Origin of the sequence: Streptomyces sp. NPDC006510 (genome assembly GCF_040611955.1) — a bacterium.
GTDB lineage: Bacteria > Actinomycetota > Actinomycetes > Streptomycetales > Streptomycetaceae > Streptomyces.
In genome coordinates this window covers 1-20,588 of record NZ_JBEXPH010000054.1, presented here as the reverse complement: position 1 = coordinate 20,588, position 20,588 = coordinate 1, and the positions used below count along the sequence as shown (strand labels likewise).

The window sequence follows — 20,588 nt, the reverse complement described above, 5'->3', positions numbered from 1 at the left end:
AGCCTGACCGACCACCGTAGGTGCCACCGCATGAACGCCGACTCATGGTGCCCCACGTACCAAGGACTCTGATGTCTCAACTTCGCGCACCCGAAGCGCGACCGGAACGCCGAGAGGGCGGACGGCACGGCCGACCGGGTGCCCGTTCCTACTCGGCCACGGGCAGGCCGCGCGCCGCCCAGCCGTCCGCCGAGGCGCGTATACGCCCCCAACTCCTGCGCACCGCGGTGCTGCCGGCCGTCGCGGCGGTACTGAGCGGAGCCGCAGCGGTCATCTTCACCGCCCGCTCCACCGGAGCCCGGCCCTCCACCGAACTCTGGATCGCGCTGGGCGCGGCCGGAGCACTGGCGCTCGCCGCGGTACTGGCCGCGTACCTCGCCGCCAACCGCGTCGCCACCACCGTCTTCAGCCGCTGTCTGGCGCTCCGCCGCGCCAGCGCCCACGGCCAGGCCGAACTGCAGCGGGTGGTGGAACAGCTCCGCAACGGCGAACCGTTGCCCGCACGCAGGCCCGTACGGCCCACCGCTCCGGGCGGCGATGCCTTCGAGCTGCTCGCCCAGGAACTCGGCCGCCAGCAGGAGGCCGCCGTGACCGCGGTCGTCCAGGTCTCCCGGCTCTCCGACCACTCCGGCGAGGACCAGAAGGTCGAGGTCTTCGTCAATCTCGCCCGTCGGCTGCAGTCGCTCGTGCACCGCGAGATCCAGCTGCTCGACGAGCTGGAGCACAAGGTCGAGGACCCCGATCTGCTCAAGGGCCTCTTCCACGTCGACCATCTCGCCACCCGCATCCGCAGGCACGCCGAGAACCTCGCCGTCCTCGGTGGCGCCGTCTCCCGGCGGCAGTGGAGCAACCCGGTCACCATGACCGAGGTCCTGCGCTCGGCGATCGCCGAGGTCGAGCAGTATCCACGGGTCAAGCTCGTACCGCCGATCGACGGCACGCTGCGCGGCCATGCCGTGGCGGACGTGATCCATCTGCTGGCCGAACTGGTGGAGAACGCGACCGTGTTCTCCGCCCCGCACACCCAAGTGCTCCTGCGCGCCCAGCAGGTCACCGCCGGACTGGCTCTGGAGGTGGAGGACCGGGGACTCGGCATGCCGGGCAACGAGCAGAGGCGGATGAACGCCCTGCTCGCCGACCCCGACCAGGTCAATGTGGCCCATCTGCTGCAGGACGGCCGGATCGGGCTGTTCGTCGTCGCGTCACTGGCCCGCCGGCACGGCATCGCGGTCCGGCTGCAGAGCAACATCTACGGAGGCACGCAGGCCGTACTCGTCCTCCCGCAGTCCCTGCTCGGCGTGGACGGGGACGCTCCGGCCGAGGCGGGCGCGGCCCCGGTCCCGCCCCCGGGTCCCGTGCACCGTCCACCGGCCGAGGACGAAAGGGCCGGCCACCACAGGCCGAACCCGGGCCCCGACCCGAGCCTGAACCCCGGTCCGAGCACCGCACCGGGTCCGCAGGCGAGCACCGGCCGTCAGCCGTACGTTCCGAGCCAACCTCTGCGTCTGCATCAACCGCCCCAGCAGCCGCAGGGCCAGGGCGAGGCCCCACCGCTCCCGCTGCGCGCCGAGCGCCTCGACCGTCCCGCCCCGACCGAGGCCGGCCCCGGAACCCGGCCCGCGGACGACGCACCCGGCGCACCGCACTCCGAGCCCGGCGTCGTACGCGGCACCATGGGTCGGCCCCAACTGCCCAGGCGTGCCAACCAGGAGCACCTGGTCCCGCAGCTCAGAAAGGCCCCGGCCCCGCGCACCGAGGACGAGCAGGCCCTGCACGACCCGGGACTCATGGCGGCCTTCCGGCGAGGCATCGAACTCGCCGAGGCCCGCAGCGAATCCGAGGCCGACACCGCCCCGAACCCGGACCCGGGGCTGGAAACGGCGGCGGACCCGCAGTCCTGGCAGCCCCGGGCTCCGCTCGAACCGCTGCCGGTACGCGGACTCGCGGCGACCGTCGCCCCGTACCCCTCGGGCCAGGCCCCGGATCCGGACGCGGCCCCGGCCGACGACGCCCTCGAAACGAACACCTCCAAGGAGTAGATGCACCATGGCGACCGATATGCCGTCCGGTCAGGTCTCGGACCTCGACTGGCTGCTGAGCGGACTGGTCCAGCGTGTCCCGTACACGCGCAGCGCGGTTCTCCTCTCCGCCGACGGGCTGGTGAAATCCCTTCATGGCATGGACGCCGACAGCGCCGACCACATGGCGGCGCTGGCCGCGGGGCTGTACTCGCTCGGCCGGAGCGCGGGCGCGCGCTTCGGCGACAGCGGCGAGGTACGGCAGGTGGTGGTCGAGCTCGACTCGACCCTGCTGTTCGTCTCCACCGCCGGGTCCGGCACCTGCCTCGCCGTCCTCGCCGGGCGCGAGGCGGACGCGGCGGTGCTCGGCTACGAGATGACCATGCTGGTCAAGAGCGTCCGGCCCTATCTGATGACTCCTGTGAGACAAGCGGCCGGGGCACCGGGCGCCACGGGGCTGTGAGGGTGTCGGTCCCGCAGGACGGGCCGCTGCTCGACGACGCGGCCGGCCGGCTCATCCGCCCGTACACCGTGAGCAACGGCCGTACCCGTCCTACGGCCGTGCTCGATCTGCTCTCCCTGATCATGGCCACGGGGACCGAGCCGCAGATGCATCTCGGCCCCGAGCACTCCGTCGCGCTGGGGCTGTGCGGCGGCCCCACCTCGGTGGCCGAGATCGCCGCCCATCTGCGGTTGCCCGCAGTCGTCACCAAGGTGCTGGTCTCCGACCTGGTCGACTGCGGGGCAGTGACCGCGCACCCGCCCGCCTTCCATGACATGCCCACCGACCGATCTCTGCTGGAGGCAGTGCTCGATGGCTTACGACGACAGCTCTGACGGCTTCGGCAGCTCTGCCGCGTACGAGAACAACGCAAGCCCCGAAGGCTTCGGAAGCCATGGAAGCCATGGCCGGTCCGAGGGTTGTGGGAGCCGGGGGAGCCACGGACACCCGGGGAACTACGGGGGCGGGCAGAGCTACGGTGACGCGCAGGACTACGGGGAACGTCAGGCGTACGGAGACGCGCAGGACTACGGGGAAACGCAGAACTACGGTGGCGCGCAGGGCTACGGGGATATTCCGAGCCAGCAGGCCGGGCCCGGCTACGGCGGTCCCGATGGCGCCCAGGATGCCTCGGGATCCGGCGGCCCCACGGGCTCCGAAGGCTTTCCCGTCGCGCTCAAGGTGCTGGTGGCAGGCGGGTTCGGCGTCGGCAAGACGACGTTCGTCGGCGCGGTCAGCGAAATCGCACCGCTGAGCACGGAAGAGCTGCTGACCCAGGTCAGCGCCGCGACCGACAGCCTCGACGGCATCGAGTCCAAGACCGCCACCACCGTGGCGATGGACTTCGGCCGCATCACCCTCGACGAGCAGCACGTGCTCTACCTGTTCGGAACCCCGGGCCAGGAACGCTTCTGGTTCATGTGGGACGAACTCTCCCAGGGAGCGCTGGGAGCGGTGGTGATCGCGGACACCCGAAGGCTCGCCGAGTGCTTCGCCGCCGTCGACTTCTTCGAGCGGCGCGGCATCGGATTCATCGTCGCGGTGAACGAGTTCGACGGCGCCTACCGCTACGCACCCGAAGAGATCCGGGCCGCGCTCGACCTGGGCCCGGACGTACCGGTGGTGCTCTGCGACGCCCGGATCGCCAGCTCGGGCACCGGGGCCCTGGTCACGCTCGTCCAGCACCTGATCAACGCCACCTCGGCGCCGGCCCCGTTGACCGGCTTCGGAGCCCACCAGTGACCCGAAACACCACCGGCCGCATGCTGCTCACGCCCGTCGACCGCGATGCCGTCGTCCGCAGTCTGCGGCTGCGGACGCTCGGGCTCGGGGAACGCGCCGACGCAACGTTCGACAACTTCGACGCCTTCGCCGACCGGGTGGCCGAAGTGACCGAGGTGCCCTTCTCGATGGTCAACTTCATCGACGGCAACCGGCAGTTCTTCGCCGGGCTGCACACCCCGGCCGGCACGCACAGGGGTTCCGACCTGGGCGCCGCGGCCGCGCGCAGCAGCCGCAGCGGCAGGTATGTGGCGCTCGACCGCGGCTACTGCCCGCACGTCGTCGTGCGGCGCAAGGCGCTCGTCCTGGAGGACGTCTGCGACTACCCGAGGTTCGCAGGGAATCCGGTGGTCGATGAAATAGGCATCCGTTCCTATCTGGGCGCACCGCTCATCGACCGCACGGGCATCGCCCTGGGCGCCGTCTGCGCGGTCGACACCGTGCCCCGCCCGTGGGGCAGGGCCGGGCTCGACACGATCAAGTCGCTGGCCATGGAACTCGTCGGGCACATCGATCAGCGGGAGGGCAACAGCATCGGAATCTGATCGGGTCCCGGCCCGTGCCCCGGCCCGCGACCCTGACCGGCCCACGACCCCGGCCGGGATCGGACCTCGACCGCGATCAGACCTCGATCGTCGTACCGTCCAGGAAGGTCAGCACCACCGAGTCCGCACCGGCACGCACCCGCACCGCATCGCGCAGCGCCTCCGGATGCACGGTGTCCCGGGAGAGGGCGACCAGCGAGACATGGATGCTCCGCCCGCCCGGGTGCGGCCCGCTACGAAGATACGGGATCGCCGAATGCGGCCCGTACGCGTTGGACTGGACATCACGCGCCACAGCGGCCCCCTCCGTACCGCCGTCCCAGCCGTGCAGCGCGATCAGGGCGCTGCTCAGACCGTCGGCCGTGCGGGCGAGTGCCCAGTCGGGACCCGACAGGGCGAACGGGCTCTCCGCATGGGCGACCGCGTGACCGCCCTCCCGCACCACCGCGCCTTCGGGCGCTTCGACCCGGTGCACCCGGATCTCCCACGGGCCGTGCAGCACACTGGTCGTCTCGATCCGGTACGGATGATCGTCACCGGGCAGCCGGGCCGCGTACCAGGAGGCGGCGACGCGGTCCTCGCAGCGCAACGGATGGATCCGGCGGCGCAGCGACGGGGTGCCGTCGGGCGCCAGGAGTGCCAGATGGCCGTCGACGGAGCGTGCCACGGCGTGCGGGGCGGCCTCGGGCGCCGTCGCCGTCGAGTAGGCGAACCGGGCGTAGTGAGGATCGTCCGTGCCCTCGGACGGGTCGGCCGCCTCGTCGAAGGGCGGATTGTGGTCGCTGCCGTGATTGATCAGCCGGACGATGCCGTCGTCGCGGGTGCCGTGCAGCAGCCAGCCGGGAGCGGGCAGCGCGGTGTACCGGTCGGACTCCTCGATGGGCAGCGGGAGTTCGCGCGCCGTCCACACGGCATGGTCGGCCGGCAGCAGCAGCCCGAGGAAGCCCTTGCTCGCCCAGTACGGCGAGGCGGGACCGGAGTACGGCTGGGTGCTCGGCAGGAACGTGTCGTACCAGCCGAGCGTCAGCAGTCCCCGCTCGTCCGGCACACCGCGCTCCGCGAAGTGCCGCATCGTGCCCGAGGCGAGCCGGCGGGTGAGCCCCGGCGCCAGCGGGGTGCAGTCGGCCAGCGCCCCCATCCACACCGGTGCGAGGGCGGCGAACCGGTACGTCAGCGAACGGCCCTGGTGGACCGGCGCGCCGTCGGAGCCGAAGAAGTGCGGATAGTCCTCCAGGAACCGGCTGAGCCGCTGCCGGTAGACCTCGCTCCTGCCGCCGTCGTCGGCGCCCGCGATCCGCGACCACAGCAGCGGGTACAGATGCATGGCCCAGCCGATGTAATAGTCGAAGTTCCGGCCGTCCCCATCGGTGTACCACCCGTCACCGACGTACCAGTCCTCGATCCTGTCCAGGTTCGACTCGATGTCCGAGCGGCTGTACGGCGCACCGACCGAGGCGAGGAACTGCTCGGACACCACCTGGAAGAGCCGCCAGTTGTTGTCCCAGGTGCGCCCGCCGACGAACCCGGAGAACCAGTCGACGACCCGCTCCTGCACCCGGGCGTCCAGCCGGTCCCAGATCCACGGCCGGGTCTCGTGCAGCGCCACCGCGACCGACGCCGCCTCCACCATCTGCTGCGAGCAGTCCGTCAGCCGGGGCCACGCCTCCCCGCTGTCGGGGTCCGTGCCCGCGGTCAGCCCCGCCGTGTACCGCTCGATCAGTGCGGGGTCGACCGCCCCGCCCGCGCCCGCGATCCGGCAGGCGGCGAGCAGGAACGACCGGGCGAACCCTTCGAGACCGTCCGAGACGACCCCCGACCAGCTGCCGCGGCCGGGCAGTCGGTACTGGGCGAAGCCGGGGGTCGCGTACGGCACCAGCGCATCCAGCATCCGGTCGGCGGTCGCCTCCCAGTGGGCCCGGGTCCAGCCGGTTCGTGACGACAGAAGCCGGTCGGGCGGCGGCAGGTGCAGATGCGGTGCGACGGACATGGTGGTGCTGCTCCTCGGGTGGTGCGCGGGGTGGGTTACTGGATGAGTTCGGCTCGGTGGGTGTGGCCGCGTGAGCCGCCGACCGCGACGGTGAGCACGGGCCTGCGGCCCGGGACGAGGCTCACCGAACCATCGGATTTTGCCAACGAACGTACGGGGAAGGGCAGTTCGATGGAGAGCGTACTGAGCGTCCGGCCCGGGTCGGCGACCGCGACCCGGACCTGCGAGCCGTGGCGCCGCACCAGCACCGACGCCGGGCCCGACGCGGTGATTCCGGCAGCCGTTCCGGCGCGCCAGAAGTTCACCGCCGTCAGCCCTTCCCGGCGTGCCTCCACGGCCTGCGCGGTGGTGTCGTTGGCGACGATCCGGACCGGCCGGGACCGCGACCAGAGCTCCGTCGCCGCGGCCGATGCGCCGGGCAGCAGCACATAGGCGTAGTGGGCGTCGGTGGGGGAGAGGCCGTGGTCCGTCCAGAGAGTCAGATAGCGGCGGGTGACGGGGTCGGTGCTGCCGCCGGTGTCCGCCCCGGTGTCGATGGCCCGCCAGGTGCCGGTGCGCTGCTCCCGCAGGGCGTGCAGGGCGGTTCCGCCGGGGAACACATAGCCGCCCACCTGGTCGACATGTGCCCACTGGGCCCGGCCGAACTCGCCGCTCCAGCCCTGCTCGACGGGCTGGCCGACACCGTCGACCAGCAGCCGGTGACGTCCGTCGGTGCCCAGGTTGCGGTTCTCGACGATCGTCTCGACCGGCCGGCCGTCGCTCGCCGTGATGCCCGCGCCGAGCGCGATCACCGCGTTGTCCAGCAGGAACCACGACTTCCTGGTCCGCAGGGTGGTGCCGTGGGCGCCGATCACCTCCATTGCGGCGGCTCCGTACCGGTCCTCCAGCACGGCACCGCCCGCGACGGCGTTGGCCGGACGATGGGTCGACGTACCCGCGCCCGTGCCGAGATCGGCCCGCTGCCGGGTGTCGACCGTGGTGCCGGGCAGGCGGTACGGATCGACGGTCGGCCAGAAGCCGTCGTTGAATTGCCCCAGGTCGTCGCCGTCGTACAGATACGTCATGCCGTCGCCGGTGTACCAGCCGTGCAGATTCTCACCGTTGCCCGCCTCGTACGCCGAGATCCGCTTCGACGACAGCGACAGCGCGCACGCCCAGCCGGGACGGCGGTGCACGACGCGGTCCATGTCGGCGAAGACATGGCTGCCCGTGCTGCGCGGTCCGGCCGGCACGCCCTTGTCGTTCAGAACGGCCTTGGCCAGGGCGAGTTGGGGAAGCGTAGCGAGAGCCTCGAAGGGGGTGGTGCGGTTCCGGGTCAGCCAGCCCTTGACCAGTGCCCGCCAGCGCGTCGCGTACTCGGCGGGCGCGCCGGACGCCAGGAGCAGGATCGCCGCGAGGGCCGTCGCCCCGTCGCGGTGGTCGCCGGCACGCTCCCGGGAGACCGCCCGGCCGCGCACCGAGTCCATCATCAGCCCGTCGAAGATCACCGGTGCGAAGGTCCGCTCGACGGCGTCGTACATCACCGACACCTTCGGGTCGGTCACCGCCCACTCGGAGCCGGCCAGCAGGGCCAGCAGACAGGCCGTGCCGTTGAGCAGCACGATGCCGTACGAACCGGTGCAGGCGACCACGTCGTGCTGGACGAACGAACCGTCCTCGTAGAAGCCGTCACCCGAACTCGTGTACCGGAAAAGGCTGTTGCGCCCCGAGTCGCGTACGTCGGAGAGCGCGTCGCGGGCCGACACGAGCTTGGCCGGGTCGCGCCCCAGCAGCCCGCGCAGCGCCACGATGACGGCCTTGTCGGTGCGGTTCGCCCCGGTCTCGGAAAGTGTGGGGGAGTTGGTGCGACGGTCCGCGTCCGGGCAGAACCGGTCGACGACCGCCAGATAGTCCGCCAGGTCGGGCGCGGGAAGCCGGTCGCGCAGGACGACGGAGCAGTCCATCAGCGCACGCGGGGCGCCGATCTCCCAGAACCACCAGTTGCCGGTCTCGCGCCTGGCCGGGTTGTACGCGGTGTCGTGGGTGAAGCGCAGCGCGGCGACGAGGGCGTCCGCCACCTGTGCGCTGCCCGCGAGGGAGGTGCCCTCGGTGGCCCAGGCGGTCGCGACGGTACGCAGCCGGGTGTAGCTCTGGCCGAAGTTGCCCGGGTCGGTGAGCGGCGCGAGGTCCGGCCAGAGCGCGGTGCGGTCGGCGCTGCGGTCGAGAGTGTCCCACAGCCCCTTGGCGGTGGAGTCCAGGGCCGCGACCGCCGCGGTGAAGTCGGTGTCGGTGGGGTCGAACCCGCCGCCGGTGAGCAGGGATTCGGCCCGCTGGAGGAGTGTGCCGAAGTCAGCGGTGGCGGTGGGTTCGGCTCCGGCTCCGGCTTCGGCGGATGCGTCCGCGACGGGGGAGGCGTCCGCGGCGCCGGGCGATGTCATGAGTGTCGTCGCGGCCGTGACGGCGGTGGCGCTGCTTGCCGCGAGCAGGGTGCGTCTGCTGAGGTTCACGGTGAACTCCCTTGTCCTCGCGGTCAGTCGGCCAGTGTGGACGGGTCGACGGGCGGCTTCGGAAGGTTCAGCGCGGCCAGCTCGGCCCGGCCCGTGGCGTCGATCGGCAACGCCCAGGTGTTCACGAAGAAGTCCGTGAGGTCGTAGCCCGCGACCCGGCTGGAACAGGTGGCGAGTGCCCGGTAGCGCTTGTCGTTCTCGGTGTACTGGGACTGCGGGTTCTCCTCGCGGACCAGCTTGTGCATCCGGGGCCAGAAGTCGTCGCCGAACGCCAGCTCCAGCTGACGCAGCGGTACGAGCTTCTCGTAGGCGCCGAAGGACTTCTCGTACGTCAGCCCGGCCGTGCCGAACTTCTGCTGTGCGGACTGGAAGTAGGTGAGGCCCGTCTTCGGGTCGACGGTGAGGAGGTTGGACGGCTGCTTCAGGGTGCGCTGTGCGGCCAGCGAGTAGATGTTGACCGTGACCTCGGTGAGACCGCCCGGCTTGTAGGCGAACTGCTGGTGGAGATGTCCGAGTTCGTGGTAGAGCCCCCAGCCCCGGGTCCGCAGCCCCTCCACGGTCGTGCCCCGGTCGAGGTAGGCGCGCGGGAAGCCGTTGTAGCCGTGTGTGGCGTAGGCGCCGACCCCGCTGGGCACCTTGCTGACCTCGGTGAAGTGGTACGGCCCGGCCTTGCGCCGGTGCACCGGCTTCGAACCGTCCAGGCCGCTGATCCGGGCATGGGAGTCGATGATCGTCTCGACCAGTTCGAGCAGTGCGGCGTGGTCCTCGCCGCGGTACAGCAGCGCGCCCTCGCGAGTGAGCGTCATGATCGTGTGCGGCGCGTGCAGTTCGACGTACGGCGATGTGGTGAGCGTGTCCAGCTGCCGCTGGTAGTCGGCCTCCGAGGTGTGGCCCAGGCTGAAGACCGGCATGGGGTCGGCACCGGAGCGGATCACGACACCGGCCTGCTCGCCGAGGCCCGTCAGGGTGAGGTAGACCGGGCCGCCGTGCGGGTCCGTGACCGTGTTCGCCCCCGAGGTCAGGGGATAGCTGCGGGGTTCGGTGATCTCGCCGTAGTAGTCCCAGGCGCCGATCCAGAGGGTGGGCAGCAGATCGTCGTACGGCTGGACGGTGAGCGAGAGAGGAGTGCCGGCCGGGACGTACAGCCCGGTGGGCTGGAACTCCGAGCCGCGCAGGGCCTGTCCGAGCCGCAGCCGCTCTGCCTCGGCGGCGGGCCGGGCGGTCACGGTCAGCTTGACCGGCCGGCCGGCCGTGCGCTCCGTGACGGTGCCGGACGTGGTGGCCCGGGCCGTTCCGGTGGCGGCGCCGAGTGCGATGGCCGCCCCGGCGCCGGCGGCCGCGGCGAGCACGGAGCGCCGGCCGACGGGGGAGGAAATGGCGGAAGAAGCGGTGGAGGAGCCGGCGGAGTCTGTGGGCATGCGCATGCGTAACTCTCCCTGCGGAAACGAGTGAGGGGCGGAAGCGTGCGGAACGGTGCTGCTCGGCGCCAGCATGTAAGCGGTTGCTATCCAGGGGCAAGGGGAGGCAAGAAGTTACTGTGATTTTCTATGGCCAACTGCGGACAGGTGGGAAGTAACCGGTCACTTCCGGGTGGTACGGTCGGGCCTCGGTGCGACGGAATCGCGTACCACGATGTGAGTGCCGAGTCGCAGCGCACCCGTGGTCGGTTCGCGCCAGTCGTCCTCGTCCCCGCTGTTCACGGCCAGCCGTACCGCCTGGCGTCCCATCTCCTCCAGCGGGATATGGACGGTGGTCAGCCGCGGCCGCAGCTCCTGGGCCACCGGAATGTCGTCGTACCCCACCAGGGACACGTCCTTCGGCACCCGCACCCCGGCCTCCTCCAGCGCCTGGGCCGCGCCCGCCGCCACCATGTCGTTGGCGGCGAAGACCGCGGTGAAGTCCGGTCCGTCCCGCAGCAGTTCGGCCATCTTCCGGTAGCCGAAGTTGCGGCTGAAGGCGCCCGGCTGGACCAGCTCGGGGTCCGGGGTGATGCCGCGCAGCTCAAGGGCCCGCCGGTGCCCGGCCAGCCGGTCGCGGGTGGTGGAGAGCTTGGGCGGGCCGCCGAGGTAGAGGATGCGCTCGTGCCCCTGCATCAGCAGATGGTCGGTGATGGCGAAGGCGCCGCCCTCGTTGTCGTACTCGACCGCTACGGTCGGGGCCCCCTCGCCCAGCGGCGACCTGCCGCACAGCACCAGCTTCGATCCGCCCGCGTCCAGCTCGCGCGCCCTGCGGGCCAGCTCGGTGGTGTAGCCGCGGTCCGCGATGGAACCGCCGACCACGACCACCGCGTCCGCCCTGCGCTCGTGCATCAGATCGATGAAGGCCAGCTCCCGCTGCGGATCGCCCTGGGTGCAGCAGACCAGGCAGAGCCGTCCGCCCAGTGCCGCCTCCCGTTCCACGCCGCGTGCGATGTACGCGTAGAACGGGTCGATGACCTCGTTGACGATGATCCCGACGGTGCGATTGGAGACGCCGGCCAGTGCACGGGCGTGCGCGTTGACGACATAGCCGAGCTCACGCATCGCGGACTCGACCCGCTCCCGGGTCGCCTCGGCGACCGGGTAGTTGCGGTTGAGTACGCGGGAGACCGTGGCCGTCGAGACACCTGCGCGCCGTGCGACGTCGGTGACCGTCGCCCGCCGTTGTCCGTCCCCGGCTGTGCTCTGCCGGCGCATCCGGCTCACCCCCTGGTGGCTGTTGTGTGACGCCGAGCCTAGTGCCCCTCCCGGCAAGCTCCGCCCCGTCGCGGCGCCCATCACGCACGCTCGCGGCGTCGGCCGAAAGCCCTGGTCGCTCCGTTGCAAGGGCTTCCGGCCGCCTTGCGATCGCACGCACTGGACGACGCCCGTTCCGGGCGGACATCGCCGGTCACTGCACTCGCCCGCACCGGCAACGGGCTCACGCGATCCTCCCCAGGTCGGCCCGGTGCACCGGGTGGTCGAACGGTGTGCCCCGCGCGTACCGCGTCAGCTCGTCGACCGCGAGCGCTCCCAGCCGCCCCACCTCGTTGCCCTGGGCGCCCGCCAGGTGCGGGGTGAGGAAGACGTTCGGCAGGTCCCACAGGGGGTGGCCGTCCGGCAGCGGCTCGGGCGATGTCACGTCGAGGACCGCGTCCAGCCGCCCGCTGACCAGGTGCCCGGTCAGCGCCTCGGTGTCCACCAGGCGTCCGCGCGCGGTGTTGACGAGCAGGGTGCCGGGGCGCATCAGGCCGATCCGCCGGGCATCGATGATCCCGCGGGTCTCCGGTGTGTCGGGGGCGTGGACGGTCACCACGTCGCTGGTCGCCACCAGGGTGTCGAGGTCGGTCGGGGTGACACCGAGCAGTTCCGCCTCGGCCGCACTCACATAGGGGTCGTAGAGCAGCACCTCCGCGTCGAGGACCCGCAGGAGCTCGATGACCCTGCGGCCGATCCGGGAGGCCCCGACGACGCCGATGGTCAGCCCGTGCGTGCCGAGCCAGTGCTGCCGGTCGAGATCGGCGCCGGTGCGGTGGGTGCGCCGGGTGCGGAAGAGCCCGGCCAGCGGGAACACCCGCTTGGCGCCCATGATGATCGCCGCCAGGGTGAACTCGGCAACGGGTACGGCGTTGGCGGCGGCGGCCGACGAGACGACGATCCCGCGATCGAACGCAACCGGGGACAGAAACGTTTTCACCGTGCCGGCCGCATGGATCACTGCGCGCAACGCGGGCGCCCGGTCGAGCAGTGCGGCGTCGACGGGCGGGCAGCCCCAGCCGGTGAGCAGGACCTCGGCGTCACCCAGCGCCGCGACGGCCTCCGGGGAGTCGAACTCGCTGATCACGGACGGGTTGAGGAGGTCTGCGGTCTCCTCCAGACGGGCCCGTACCGGTGGCGGAAAGACATCGTCCAGCAGTCCGCGGCTCATGACCAGGAGCGTGCGCGGCCGTCGCGGGGACGGTGCCGCAGCATCGCTACCGGAATGAGCCGGCGCCTCTTCGGTGGTTCGCACCCTGCCTCCGGACAGTAATCGCGTTCTATCGGATGACCGGCACGCTATGGAGCGTCATGGCCGACCGTCAAGCTCCCTGGCGCCTCAACTGTCCAATTCGGCTGCATATTTACGGGTTCGAGGTGCTGGATTCGGCCGCCGACACATCGCGACTCAACGACATTCGCCCGGATCTCTTGACGCTTGGGTTAACCGCTTACTAACTTGCGGCCCCAGAAGGCCCACCACGCGCCACCCAGCCGAACAGGACGCACCATGGCTGAAACAGCACCCCCGTTGCCGCGGGAAAAGCGGCGGCAGAAGGCTGAAACACCCTCCCCGCCCGCTGCCGGGGCCGCTGTCGCACAGCACCGGCTGAGCCTCTGGCAGCGGATCAAGCGGGACCGGGTGATGCTGCTGCTCACCCTGCCCGGCCTGCTGTACTTCGTCGTATTCCACTACGTACCGCTGCTCGGCTATGTCGTGGCGTTCCAGGACTACCAGCCGTACCTCGGCTACATGCACAGCGTCTGGGTGGGGTTCGCCAACTTCTCCGCGGCGTTCAGCGAGCCGGCCTTCTGGTCCGCGACCTTCAACACCCTGGAGATCGCCCTCGTCCAGCTGGTGTTCTTCTTCCCGGTCCCGATCGCCCTGGCCCTGCTGCTCAACAGCATCGCCAGCGACCGGATCAGACGCTTCGTGCAGAGCGTCGTCTATCTGCCGCACTTCATCGGCTGGGTCATCATCGTCTCGATCTTCCAGCAGATCCTGGGCGGCGCGGGACTCCTGCCCGACGTCCTCGGCGGTATGGGGCTGCCGCGGTACGACATGATGAGCGACCCCGACGCGTTCCCCTGGCTGCTGACCCTTCAGGTGGCCTGGAAGGACGCCGGCTGGGGCACGATCATCATCCTCGCCGCGCTGCTGAACATCGACAAGCAGCAGTACGAGGCCGCCGCCATCGACGGCGCCGGACCGCGACGCCGCCTGTGGCACGTGACCCTGCCGGGCATCGCCCCCGTGCTCATCCTGCTGCTGATCCTCAACCTCGGGCAGATCCTCTCCGTCGGCTTCGAGCAGATCCTGCTCCAGCGCGACGCGGTCGGCCCGGACGCCGGTGAGGTCCTCGACACCTACGTCTACTACCACGGCATCAAGGACAACGACTGGGGCGTCGCCGCCGCCGTCGGACTCGTCAAGGCGGTCATCGGCACCGCACTCGTCCTGGGCGCGAACAAGTTCGCCCACCGACTCGGCCACGAAGGGGTGTACCGCGGTGCTGACCGCTGAGAAAACGCGCGCCACAACGGAATCCACCGCACCGGCGGCCTGCCCCGCCCCCGTCCGGAAGTCCGACGGCCGGCCACCGTGGATGGAGCGGCCGACCCGCGTCGGACAGATCGCCAAAGCGGTCGCCATCGTCGTGGTCGTCCTCGCCGTCGCCTACCCGCTGGTCGGCGTCATCGGCACGAGCTTCGCCTCGCAGACCGACATCATCAAGAGCTCCGGCCTCGTCCTGTGGCCGGACCACCCCACCCTGGACGCCTACCGCACCATCTTCACCGGCGGAGTCGTCACCCGGGCGCTGATCGTCTCCCTGGGCATCACGGTCTTCGGCACCCTCGCCAGCCTCCTCGTCACCGTCGGCATGGCATACGGACTCTCCCGCCGCGAGGTCACGGGATCCCGCTTCATCCTGATGACGGCCCTGTTCACGATGCTCTTCAACGCGGGCATCATCCCGAACTTCCTGCTGGTCAAGGGCCTCGGTCTGTACGACACCTACGCGGCGCTCGTCATGCCCACCCTGGTCAGCGCGTTCAACCTGGTGGTCCTGCGGTCCTTCTTCATGAACCTGCCCGAGGAGCTGTACGACGCCGCGAAGGTCGACGGAGCGGGAGACTTCAGGATCCTGGTCCGGATCGTCCTGCCGCTGTCCAAGGCCGTCCTCGCCGTGATCAGTCTCTTCTACGCGGTGACGTACTGGAACGCCTTCTTCAACTCGCTCCTGTACCTCAACGACTCCGACAAGTGGCCGCTGCCGATGGTGCTGCGCACCTACGTACTCCAGGGCCAGAGCCTCAACGCAGCCTCGGCCGGCGAGGTGCTCGCCCCGCAGCAGGCCGTACAGATGGCGGTCCTGGTGATCGCCGTCGTACCGATCCTCTGCGTCTACCCGTTCCTCCAGCGCTACTTCACCAAGGGCGTGCTCACAGGCGCCGTCAAGGGCTGAGAGGCCGTCGGGCGACCTTCCATCGGAAAGCGGACACGGTCCGGTGCGTGCGTGCCAGGGCGTGGCCGCCAGGTCGGAGGTCACCCGCCAGCCGCTGAGCGCAGCCACCGCCCCCCACTCCTTCCTTCCCCTCTCTCAAGGAGATTCAGGTGTCGAGCTCCACCCCCATCAATCGCAGAGCACTGTTCCGCATGGGCGCGGGCGTCGGTCTGGGACTGGCCGCCGCCCCGCTGCTCGCCGCCTGCGGCGACGGCGGCACGACCGCGAAGGCGGAGGCCAAGAGCGCCTCGCTGCTGCCCAACACCGCCGTCCGCAACATCGGCCTCAAACCCGACCTGGCAGGCACCGCGGCCGGCGTCCCGCAGGGCTTCTTCAGCTACCCGGCCAAGCCGCTGCGGGCCACGAAGGGCACCCCGCTCAAGGGCGCGAAGCCGATCAGCGCGACGATGGAGACCTTCTCCCCGCCGCCGCCCGCCCGTGGCGCCAACGCCGCCTGGCAGGAGATCGAGAAGCTCCTCGGCGGCCAGGTGGACATCACCGCCGTCCCCGCCGACGACTACGGCACCAAGTTCTCCACCATGGTCGCCAGCGACAGCCTGCCCGACCTCTTCATGTACCCCGAGGTCGGAGGTGTCGACAACAAGGCCGCCTTCCTCCAGGCCAAGTGCGCCGACCTGACCCCGTACCTCGCCGGGGACAAGATCAAGGACTACCCGAACCTGGCCGCGATCCCGAAGGGCGCTTGGCAGGCCGCCATCTTCGGCGGGAAGCTGTACGGCATCCCGATCGCCCGCACCGGCACCGGAGGCGCCGGCTTCTACCGCCACGACCTCTTCGAAGAGGTCGGCGTCACGAGCCTCGACCAGATCACCGACCTCGACCGGTTCGTCGAGGTCTGCAAGGAACTGACCCGCCCCAAGAAGGACCAGTACGCCATCATCGCGGGCGCCACCAGCATGCTCGCCATGTCCGCGGGCGCGCCCTACTACTGGCGGCTGGACGAGAAGACCGGCAAGTTCACCACCGACCTGGAGACGCCGGAGTTCCGCAAGGCGGTGGAGACCGCCCGGCTGCTGTACAAGGCCGGCTGTTACTACCCGGGCACCCTCCAGATGTCCGGGGCGCAGAAGGCCCAGTACACGGACATGTTCAAGAACGGCAAGGGCGCCTACGTCTACGACGGGATGCCCACCTACCTGGCGCCCGGCGTCGGGTACATCGCCGCCATGGGAGCGATCGACAAGAAGTACGATCCCCGCCCCTTCGTCCCGGTCGGCAAGCAGGCCATCGCCTGGATGGACAACGTCAAGCTGGAGAACACGCACATCAAGAAGGCGTCCGGGGACCGGGTGAAGCAGGTACTCGCGCTGGCCGACTTCGCCGCCTCGCCGTTCGGCAGCCAGGAGTACACCCTCATCAACTACGGCGTCGAGGGCAAGGACTTCACCCGCGACGCCAAGGGCAACCCGGCGCTCACCAAGCAGGGCACCCAGGACGTCACCGTGCCGTGGAAGTTCATGGCCTCCGCCGTCCCGGCCGTCTTCAGCGCCGACTCGGAGCAGGGCGTCCGCCACGTCCACGACACCTTCACCAAGATGATCCCGATGATGGTGCCGGACCCCACGCTCCAGTACTCCTCGCCCACCTGGGACTCGAAGGGCTCGGGCAGCCTGAACACCCTGAAGGGTGACGCCCTCAAGGACATCATCTCGGGCCGCAAGCCCATGTCGGCCTACGACCAGCTCGTCAAGGACTACCTGGCCAAGGGCGGCGAGCAGGCCCGCGGCGAGTTCGAGGAAGCCTTCCAGAAGGGGAAGAAGTGACGACCCGACGCTCGGCCCTCAGAATCGGCGGCGCGGCGGTGGCCGCGGCCGTCACCGTACCCGCCCTCGGCTCGCCCGCCTCCGCCCGGACGCAAGGCTTCGACCCGAGGCCGGGCTCGGACGGAGTCGGCGACCCGCTCTTCCCGACCCTCGGCAACGGCGGCTACCAGGTCGTCCACTACGACCTGGCCTTCGACTTCACGCCGGTCGGCTACGACTTCACCGCCGTGGTGCGGATCAACGCCAAGGCCACCCAGGACCTCTCCGCGTTCAACCTGGACACCGACGGACACACCATCGACTCCGTCATCGTCGCCGGCCGCCCCGCCGGCTGGGCGCTCTCGCCCGGCAAGAGCGGCCAGGAGCTCACCATCACCCCCGCCCGCCCGCTCCACGACGGTCAGGCGTTCACCGCCGAAGTGCGCTACCGGGGCAACGGCAAGGCACCCCGACTCGGCCTGACCGGCTGGAAGTTCGGCACCGACGGCGGCTTCGCCTCCGCCGCCCAGTCCTCCCGCGCCGACACCTTCCTGCCCTGCAACGACACCCCGTCCGACAAGGCGACCTGGACCTTCCACATCAGCGCCCCGCAGGGCTATGTCGCCGCCGCCAACGGCGAACTGCTCCACAAGACCCCGCGCGCCGACGGTTCCACCGTCTGGCACTTCGCCCTGCGCGAGCGGATGGCGACCGAACTCATCGGCATCGCCGTGGTCAAGGGCACCTATCTCTACGGCACCAGCCACCGCGGACTGCCGCTGCGGCACATCGTCCCGCTGGGCCAGGAGGACAAGTACGGTCCGATCGTCGCCCGTACCGCCGACCATCTGGGGTGGCTGGAGGCGAAGTTCGGCCGCTACCCGTTCTCCGTCTACGGCGTCCACATCTACGACGGCTACACCGACGCGCTGGAGAACCAGACCCTCTCCCTGTTCTCCACCAACTGGTTCAAGCTCAACGCCAACGGTCAGCCCGGCTACGAGACCACCATGGTCCACGAACTGGTCCACCAGTGGTTCGGCGACTCCGTCACCCCGAACGACTGGCAGCAGGCCTGGCTCAACGAGGGCCCTGCCGTGTACTACGCCGGCCTGTACGGCGAGGAGCGCGGCTGGTCGGTCTTCGAGGACAAGATGAAGGCGACGTACGGGAAGCTCGACGCGGTCCGCGCCGCCGACGGCCCGCCCGGACTGCCCAAGGCGCTCGGCGGCACCAACATCTACGACGGCGGCGCCCTCGTCCTGTACGCCCTCAGCCTCCAGATCGGTCAACGGAGGTTCGACCGGGTCATGCGCGAGTGGGTGCAGCGCTTCAAGGACTCGACGTACACCAGCGAGGCGTTCATCCGGCACACCGTCGACGTCACCGGCGATGCCTCCCTCGACCCGTTCCTGCGCGACTGGCTCTTCGGAGCCGTGAACCCGCCCATGCCCGGCCACCCCGACTGGAAGGCCTCCGCGTGAACCGCCGCTCCCTGAATGTCGTACGAGGAACCGCCGCTGCCGCCTCCGCCGCCGTCCTGGCCGCGCTCCTCGTGGCCCCGACCGCCCAGGCCGCCCCCGGCGCCCGCACCCTGTACACGGCCCCGGACGGAGCCGGCACCTCCTGCACGGCCGCCCGCCCCTGCACCCCGGAGGGCGCCCGCGACCTGGCCCGTACCGAGACCGGGCGCGATGTCCGGGTCCTGCTGACGGACGGCACGTACCGGCTCGACCAGCCGCTGCGGCTGGGCGCCGCCGACTCCGGGAAGAACGGCCACACCGTCACCTGGACCGCGGCCCCCGGCGCCCGCCCCGTCCTCTCCGGCGGACAGGACATCACCGGCTGGCGGCAGAACGCCGATGGCACCTGGACCGCGGACGTCCCGGCCGGAGTCGACCCCCGCCAGCTCTTCATCGACGGCCGCCGCGCGACCCGCGCCCGTGGCGAGGCCTGCGCGGCGAGCACCTGCGACGCCACCAGGACCGGCATGACCGGCGCGGTCGCCACTGGCATCGCTCAGTGGCAGCGCCCCACCGACGCCGAAGCCGTCATCCGGGTCCGCTGGCGCAACTACCACTGCAGAATCACGGGCGTGAACGGCGACGTCATGACCTTCGCCCAGCCCTGCTGGACCAACTCGGCGAGCGGCACCAACCGCACCGGACCCGCCTGGGACTCCACCACGGTCGACTCCACCCGCTACAGCGGCGTCGCCCACTTCGAGAACGCCCCCGAACTCCTCGACCAGCCCGGTGAGTTCGTCTGGAACTCGCAGGACCGCTCCGTCACCTACCTGCCGCGCAAGGGCGAGAACATGCGCCACGCGCGGGCCGTCACCCCGCACACCGAACAGCTGCTCGTCGTCGACGGCGCCCATGACGTCACCGTCAGTGGGATCGGCTTCGCTTACGCGGCATACCGCCAGCCCGGCACCGACGAGGGCTATGCGGGCATGCAGGCCGGTCTCACCCTGACCGGAGCCACCGGCCCCGTCGACCACGCGGGCCGCTTCTACACCAAGCCGTCCGCCGCGGTGACCGTCCGCGGCGGACAGCGCGTCAGCATCGAGAACGCCCGGTTCAGCCGGCTCGGCGGGGCGGGCGCGATCCTCGAAGCGGGCACCAAGGACAGCTCCGTGACCCGCTCGTCCTTCACCGACCTGTCCTCGGGCGCCGTCTACGTGGGCGACACCGAACCGATGCCGTCGGCGGCGCTCGCGGGGGAGCGGAACACCGTCGCGTACAACACCATCACCCGCTCCGGCGTCGAGTACACCGACGCGGTGGGCATCTGGGCCGGGTACGAGGCCGGGCTGACCATCGATCACAACAGCCTGGACCACCTCCCGTACTCCGGGATCTCGGTCGGCTGGGGCTGGAACCAGCCGGAGTCCCAGAAGTCCGTCCTGCGCGACAACAAGGTGACCGACAACCGGATCACCAACGTCATGGAAGTCGCCCAGGCGCAGCACGACGGTGGCGCGATCTACACCCAGGGCGCACAGCCGGGCACGGTCGTCTCCGGCAACTACATCAACCGTTCCGCCTTCGGCAACACCGAGCGCGACGGCAACGGCGTCTACCTCGACGAACAGTCCTCACACATCCTCGTCGAGAAGAACGTCATCACCCGCATCGGGTACAAGTGGGTCTCGAACTGGGCGGACTACGGAATCCAGAACACCGCCCGGGGCAACTGGACCGACACCGCCGCGCCCGCCCTGGGCGGCGAGGGCTCGGTCATGACGGACAACCGCACCGGCCTGGACCGGCTACCGGCCGAGGCCCTCGCCGTCGCACGCCGGGCAGGTGCCCACGGCGGTCCGGTCGAGCAGCTGCGCACCGACCTGGCCCGCACGGGCACGGCCACCCAGTCCTCCACCGAGGGCACGGCGGGCGCGGCACTCGCCCTGGACGGCGACACCAACACGGACACCCGCACGCTGTCCGAGGCAGGGGCCTGGTGGCAGGTCGACCTGGGCGGCGAGCAGCGGATCCGCCAGATCGAGATCTGGAACAACTCCTCCTCCACGACCGCCGACTTCGATGTGGTCACGGACGACGGAACGATCCATGTCAGCGGGAAGGCGCTGCGTCCGACCGTCCTGGATCTGGACAGCCGCACCCGCACGGTGAAGATCGTGGCGTCGGGCACCGGACGCGTGGCACTGTCCCAGGTTCTCGTCCACCCGTAACGGTTCCTCCCCGTCGCCGGGCCGCTTCGAGCCGCCCGGCGACGGGGGCGACATCAGCACCGCGACGCCGCCGGTCACGTCACCGGCGG

15 protein-coding genes are annotated in these 20,588 nt (G+C 70.6%); 10 read left to right on the top strand and 5 right to left on the bottom strand.

All coding sequences use genetic code 11. From position 1 onward, the window contains the following. Positions 1 to 71: 71 nt before the first annotated feature. From ABZY11_RS18450 to ABZY11_RS18430, 5 genes are all read left to right on the top strand, one after another. Entirely contained in the window at positions 72 to 2,039 is a 1,968-nt protein-coding gene (locus ABZY11_RS18450) for an ATP-binding protein (protein ID WP_356480129.1), read from the top strand. A gap of 7 nt (positions 2,040 to 2,046) precedes the next feature. Further along, positions 2,047 to 2,481 carry a roadblock/LC7 domain-containing protein gene (locus tag ABZY11_RS18445; protein WP_356480128.1) on the top strand — a complete coding sequence of 145 codons (435 nt, stop codon included), beginning with the start codon at positions 2,047 to 2,049 and terminating at the stop codon, positions 2,479 to 2,481. A gap of 2 nt (positions 2,482 to 2,483) precedes the next feature. Next, positions 2,484 to 2,855 carry a DUF742 domain-containing protein gene (locus ABZY11_RS18440; protein ID WP_326769257.1) on the top strand — a complete coding sequence of 124 codons (372 nt, stop codon included), beginning with the start codon at positions 2,484 to 2,486 and terminating at the stop codon, positions 2,853 to 2,855. Between the two features lie 346 nt (positions 2,856 to 3,201). Continuing rightward, positions 3,202 to 3,762: an ATP/GTP-binding protein gene (locus ABZY11_RS18435; protein WP_356480151.1), complete on the top strand. Its 561-nt coding sequence runs from the start codon at positions 3,202 to 3,204 to the stop codon at positions 3,760 to 3,762. After that, positions 3,759 to 4,346 (top strand): GAF domain-containing protein, encoded by a 588-nt coding sequence (locus tag ABZY11_RS18430; protein WP_356480127.1) that lies wholly within the window; start codon positions 3,759 to 3,761, stop codon positions 4,344 to 4,346. The genes ABZY11_RS18435 and ABZY11_RS18430 overlap by 4 nt, the downstream gene beginning before the upstream one ends. Before the next feature lie 76 nt (positions 4,347 to 4,422). Here ABZY11_RS18430 and ABZY11_RS18425 read toward each other — a convergent pair whose 3' ends face one another. The 5 genes from ABZY11_RS18425 to ABZY11_RS18405 form a co-directional block, all read right to left on the bottom strand. Next, complete coding sequence (locus ABZY11_RS18425; protein WP_356480126.1) at positions 4,423 to 6,333, bottom strand: DUF2264 domain-containing protein; 1,911 nt, start codon at positions 6,331 to 6,333, stop codon at positions 4,423 to 4,425. A 35-nt stretch (positions 6,334 to 6,368) separates the two neighbouring features. Continuing rightward, a complete protein-coding gene (locus ABZY11_RS18420) occupies positions 6,369 to 8,819 on the bottom strand; it encodes a polysaccharide lyase 8 family protein (RefSeq protein WP_356480125.1) in 2,451 nt (816 codons plus the stop codon). Positions 8,820 to 8,842: 23 nt separating this feature from the next. Continuing rightward, positions 8,843 to 10,243: a M60 family metallopeptidase gene (locus ABZY11_RS18415; RefSeq protein WP_356480124.1), complete on the bottom strand. Its 1,401-nt coding sequence runs from the start codon at positions 10,241 to 10,243 to the stop codon at positions 8,843 to 8,845. A 156-nt stretch (positions 10,244 to 10,399) separates the two neighbouring features. After that, positions 10,400 to 11,494: a LacI family DNA-binding transcriptional regulator gene (locus tag ABZY11_RS18410; protein ID WP_356480123.1), complete on the bottom strand. Its 1,095-nt coding sequence runs from the start codon at positions 11,492 to 11,494 to the stop codon at positions 10,400 to 10,402. A 223-nt stretch (positions 11,495 to 11,717) separates the two neighbouring features. After that, on the bottom strand, positions 11,718 to 12,704 hold the full coding sequence (locus tag ABZY11_RS18405; protein WP_356480122.1) for a hydroxyacid dehydrogenase: 987 nt from the start codon (positions 12,702 to 12,704) through the stop codon (positions 11,718 to 11,720). Positions 12,705 to 13,043: 339 nt separating this feature from the next. Here ABZY11_RS18405 and ABZY11_RS18400 point away from each other — a divergent pair, with 339 nt between their 5' ends. The 5 genes from ABZY11_RS18400 (at position 13,044) to ABZY11_RS18380 (ending at position 20,499) form a co-directional block, all read left to right on the top strand. Next, entirely contained in the window at positions 13,044 to 14,057 is a 1,014-nt protein-coding gene (locus ABZY11_RS18400) for an ABC transporter permease subunit (protein WP_356480121.1), read from the top strand. A gap of 82 nt (positions 14,058 to 14,139) precedes the next feature. Beyond that, a complete protein-coding gene (locus ABZY11_RS18395) occupies positions 14,140 to 15,000 on the top strand; it encodes a carbohydrate ABC transporter permease (protein ID WP_356480120.1) in 861 nt (286 codons plus the stop codon). A gap of 149 nt (positions 15,001 to 15,149) precedes the next feature. Beyond that, entirely contained in the window at positions 15,150 to 16,823 is a 1,674-nt protein-coding gene (locus ABZY11_RS18390) for an extracellular solute-binding protein (protein ID WP_356480119.1), read from the top strand. Continuing rightward, positions 16,820 to 18,286 carry a M1 family metallopeptidase gene (locus ABZY11_RS18385; protein WP_356480118.1) on the top strand — a complete coding sequence of 489 codons (1,467 nt, stop codon included), beginning with the start codon at positions 16,820 to 16,822 and terminating at the stop codon, positions 18,284 to 18,286. The genes ABZY11_RS18390 and ABZY11_RS18385 overlap by 4 nt, the downstream gene beginning before the upstream one ends. After that, positions 18,283 to 20,499 (top strand): right-handed parallel beta-helix repeat-containing protein, encoded by a 2,217-nt coding sequence (locus ABZY11_RS18380; protein WP_356480117.1) that lies wholly within the window; start codon positions 18,283 to 18,285, stop codon positions 20,497 to 20,499. Before ABZY11_RS18385 ends, ABZY11_RS18380 begins: the two co-directional genes overlap by 4 nt. Positions 20,500 to 20,588 lie beyond the last annotated feature (89 nt).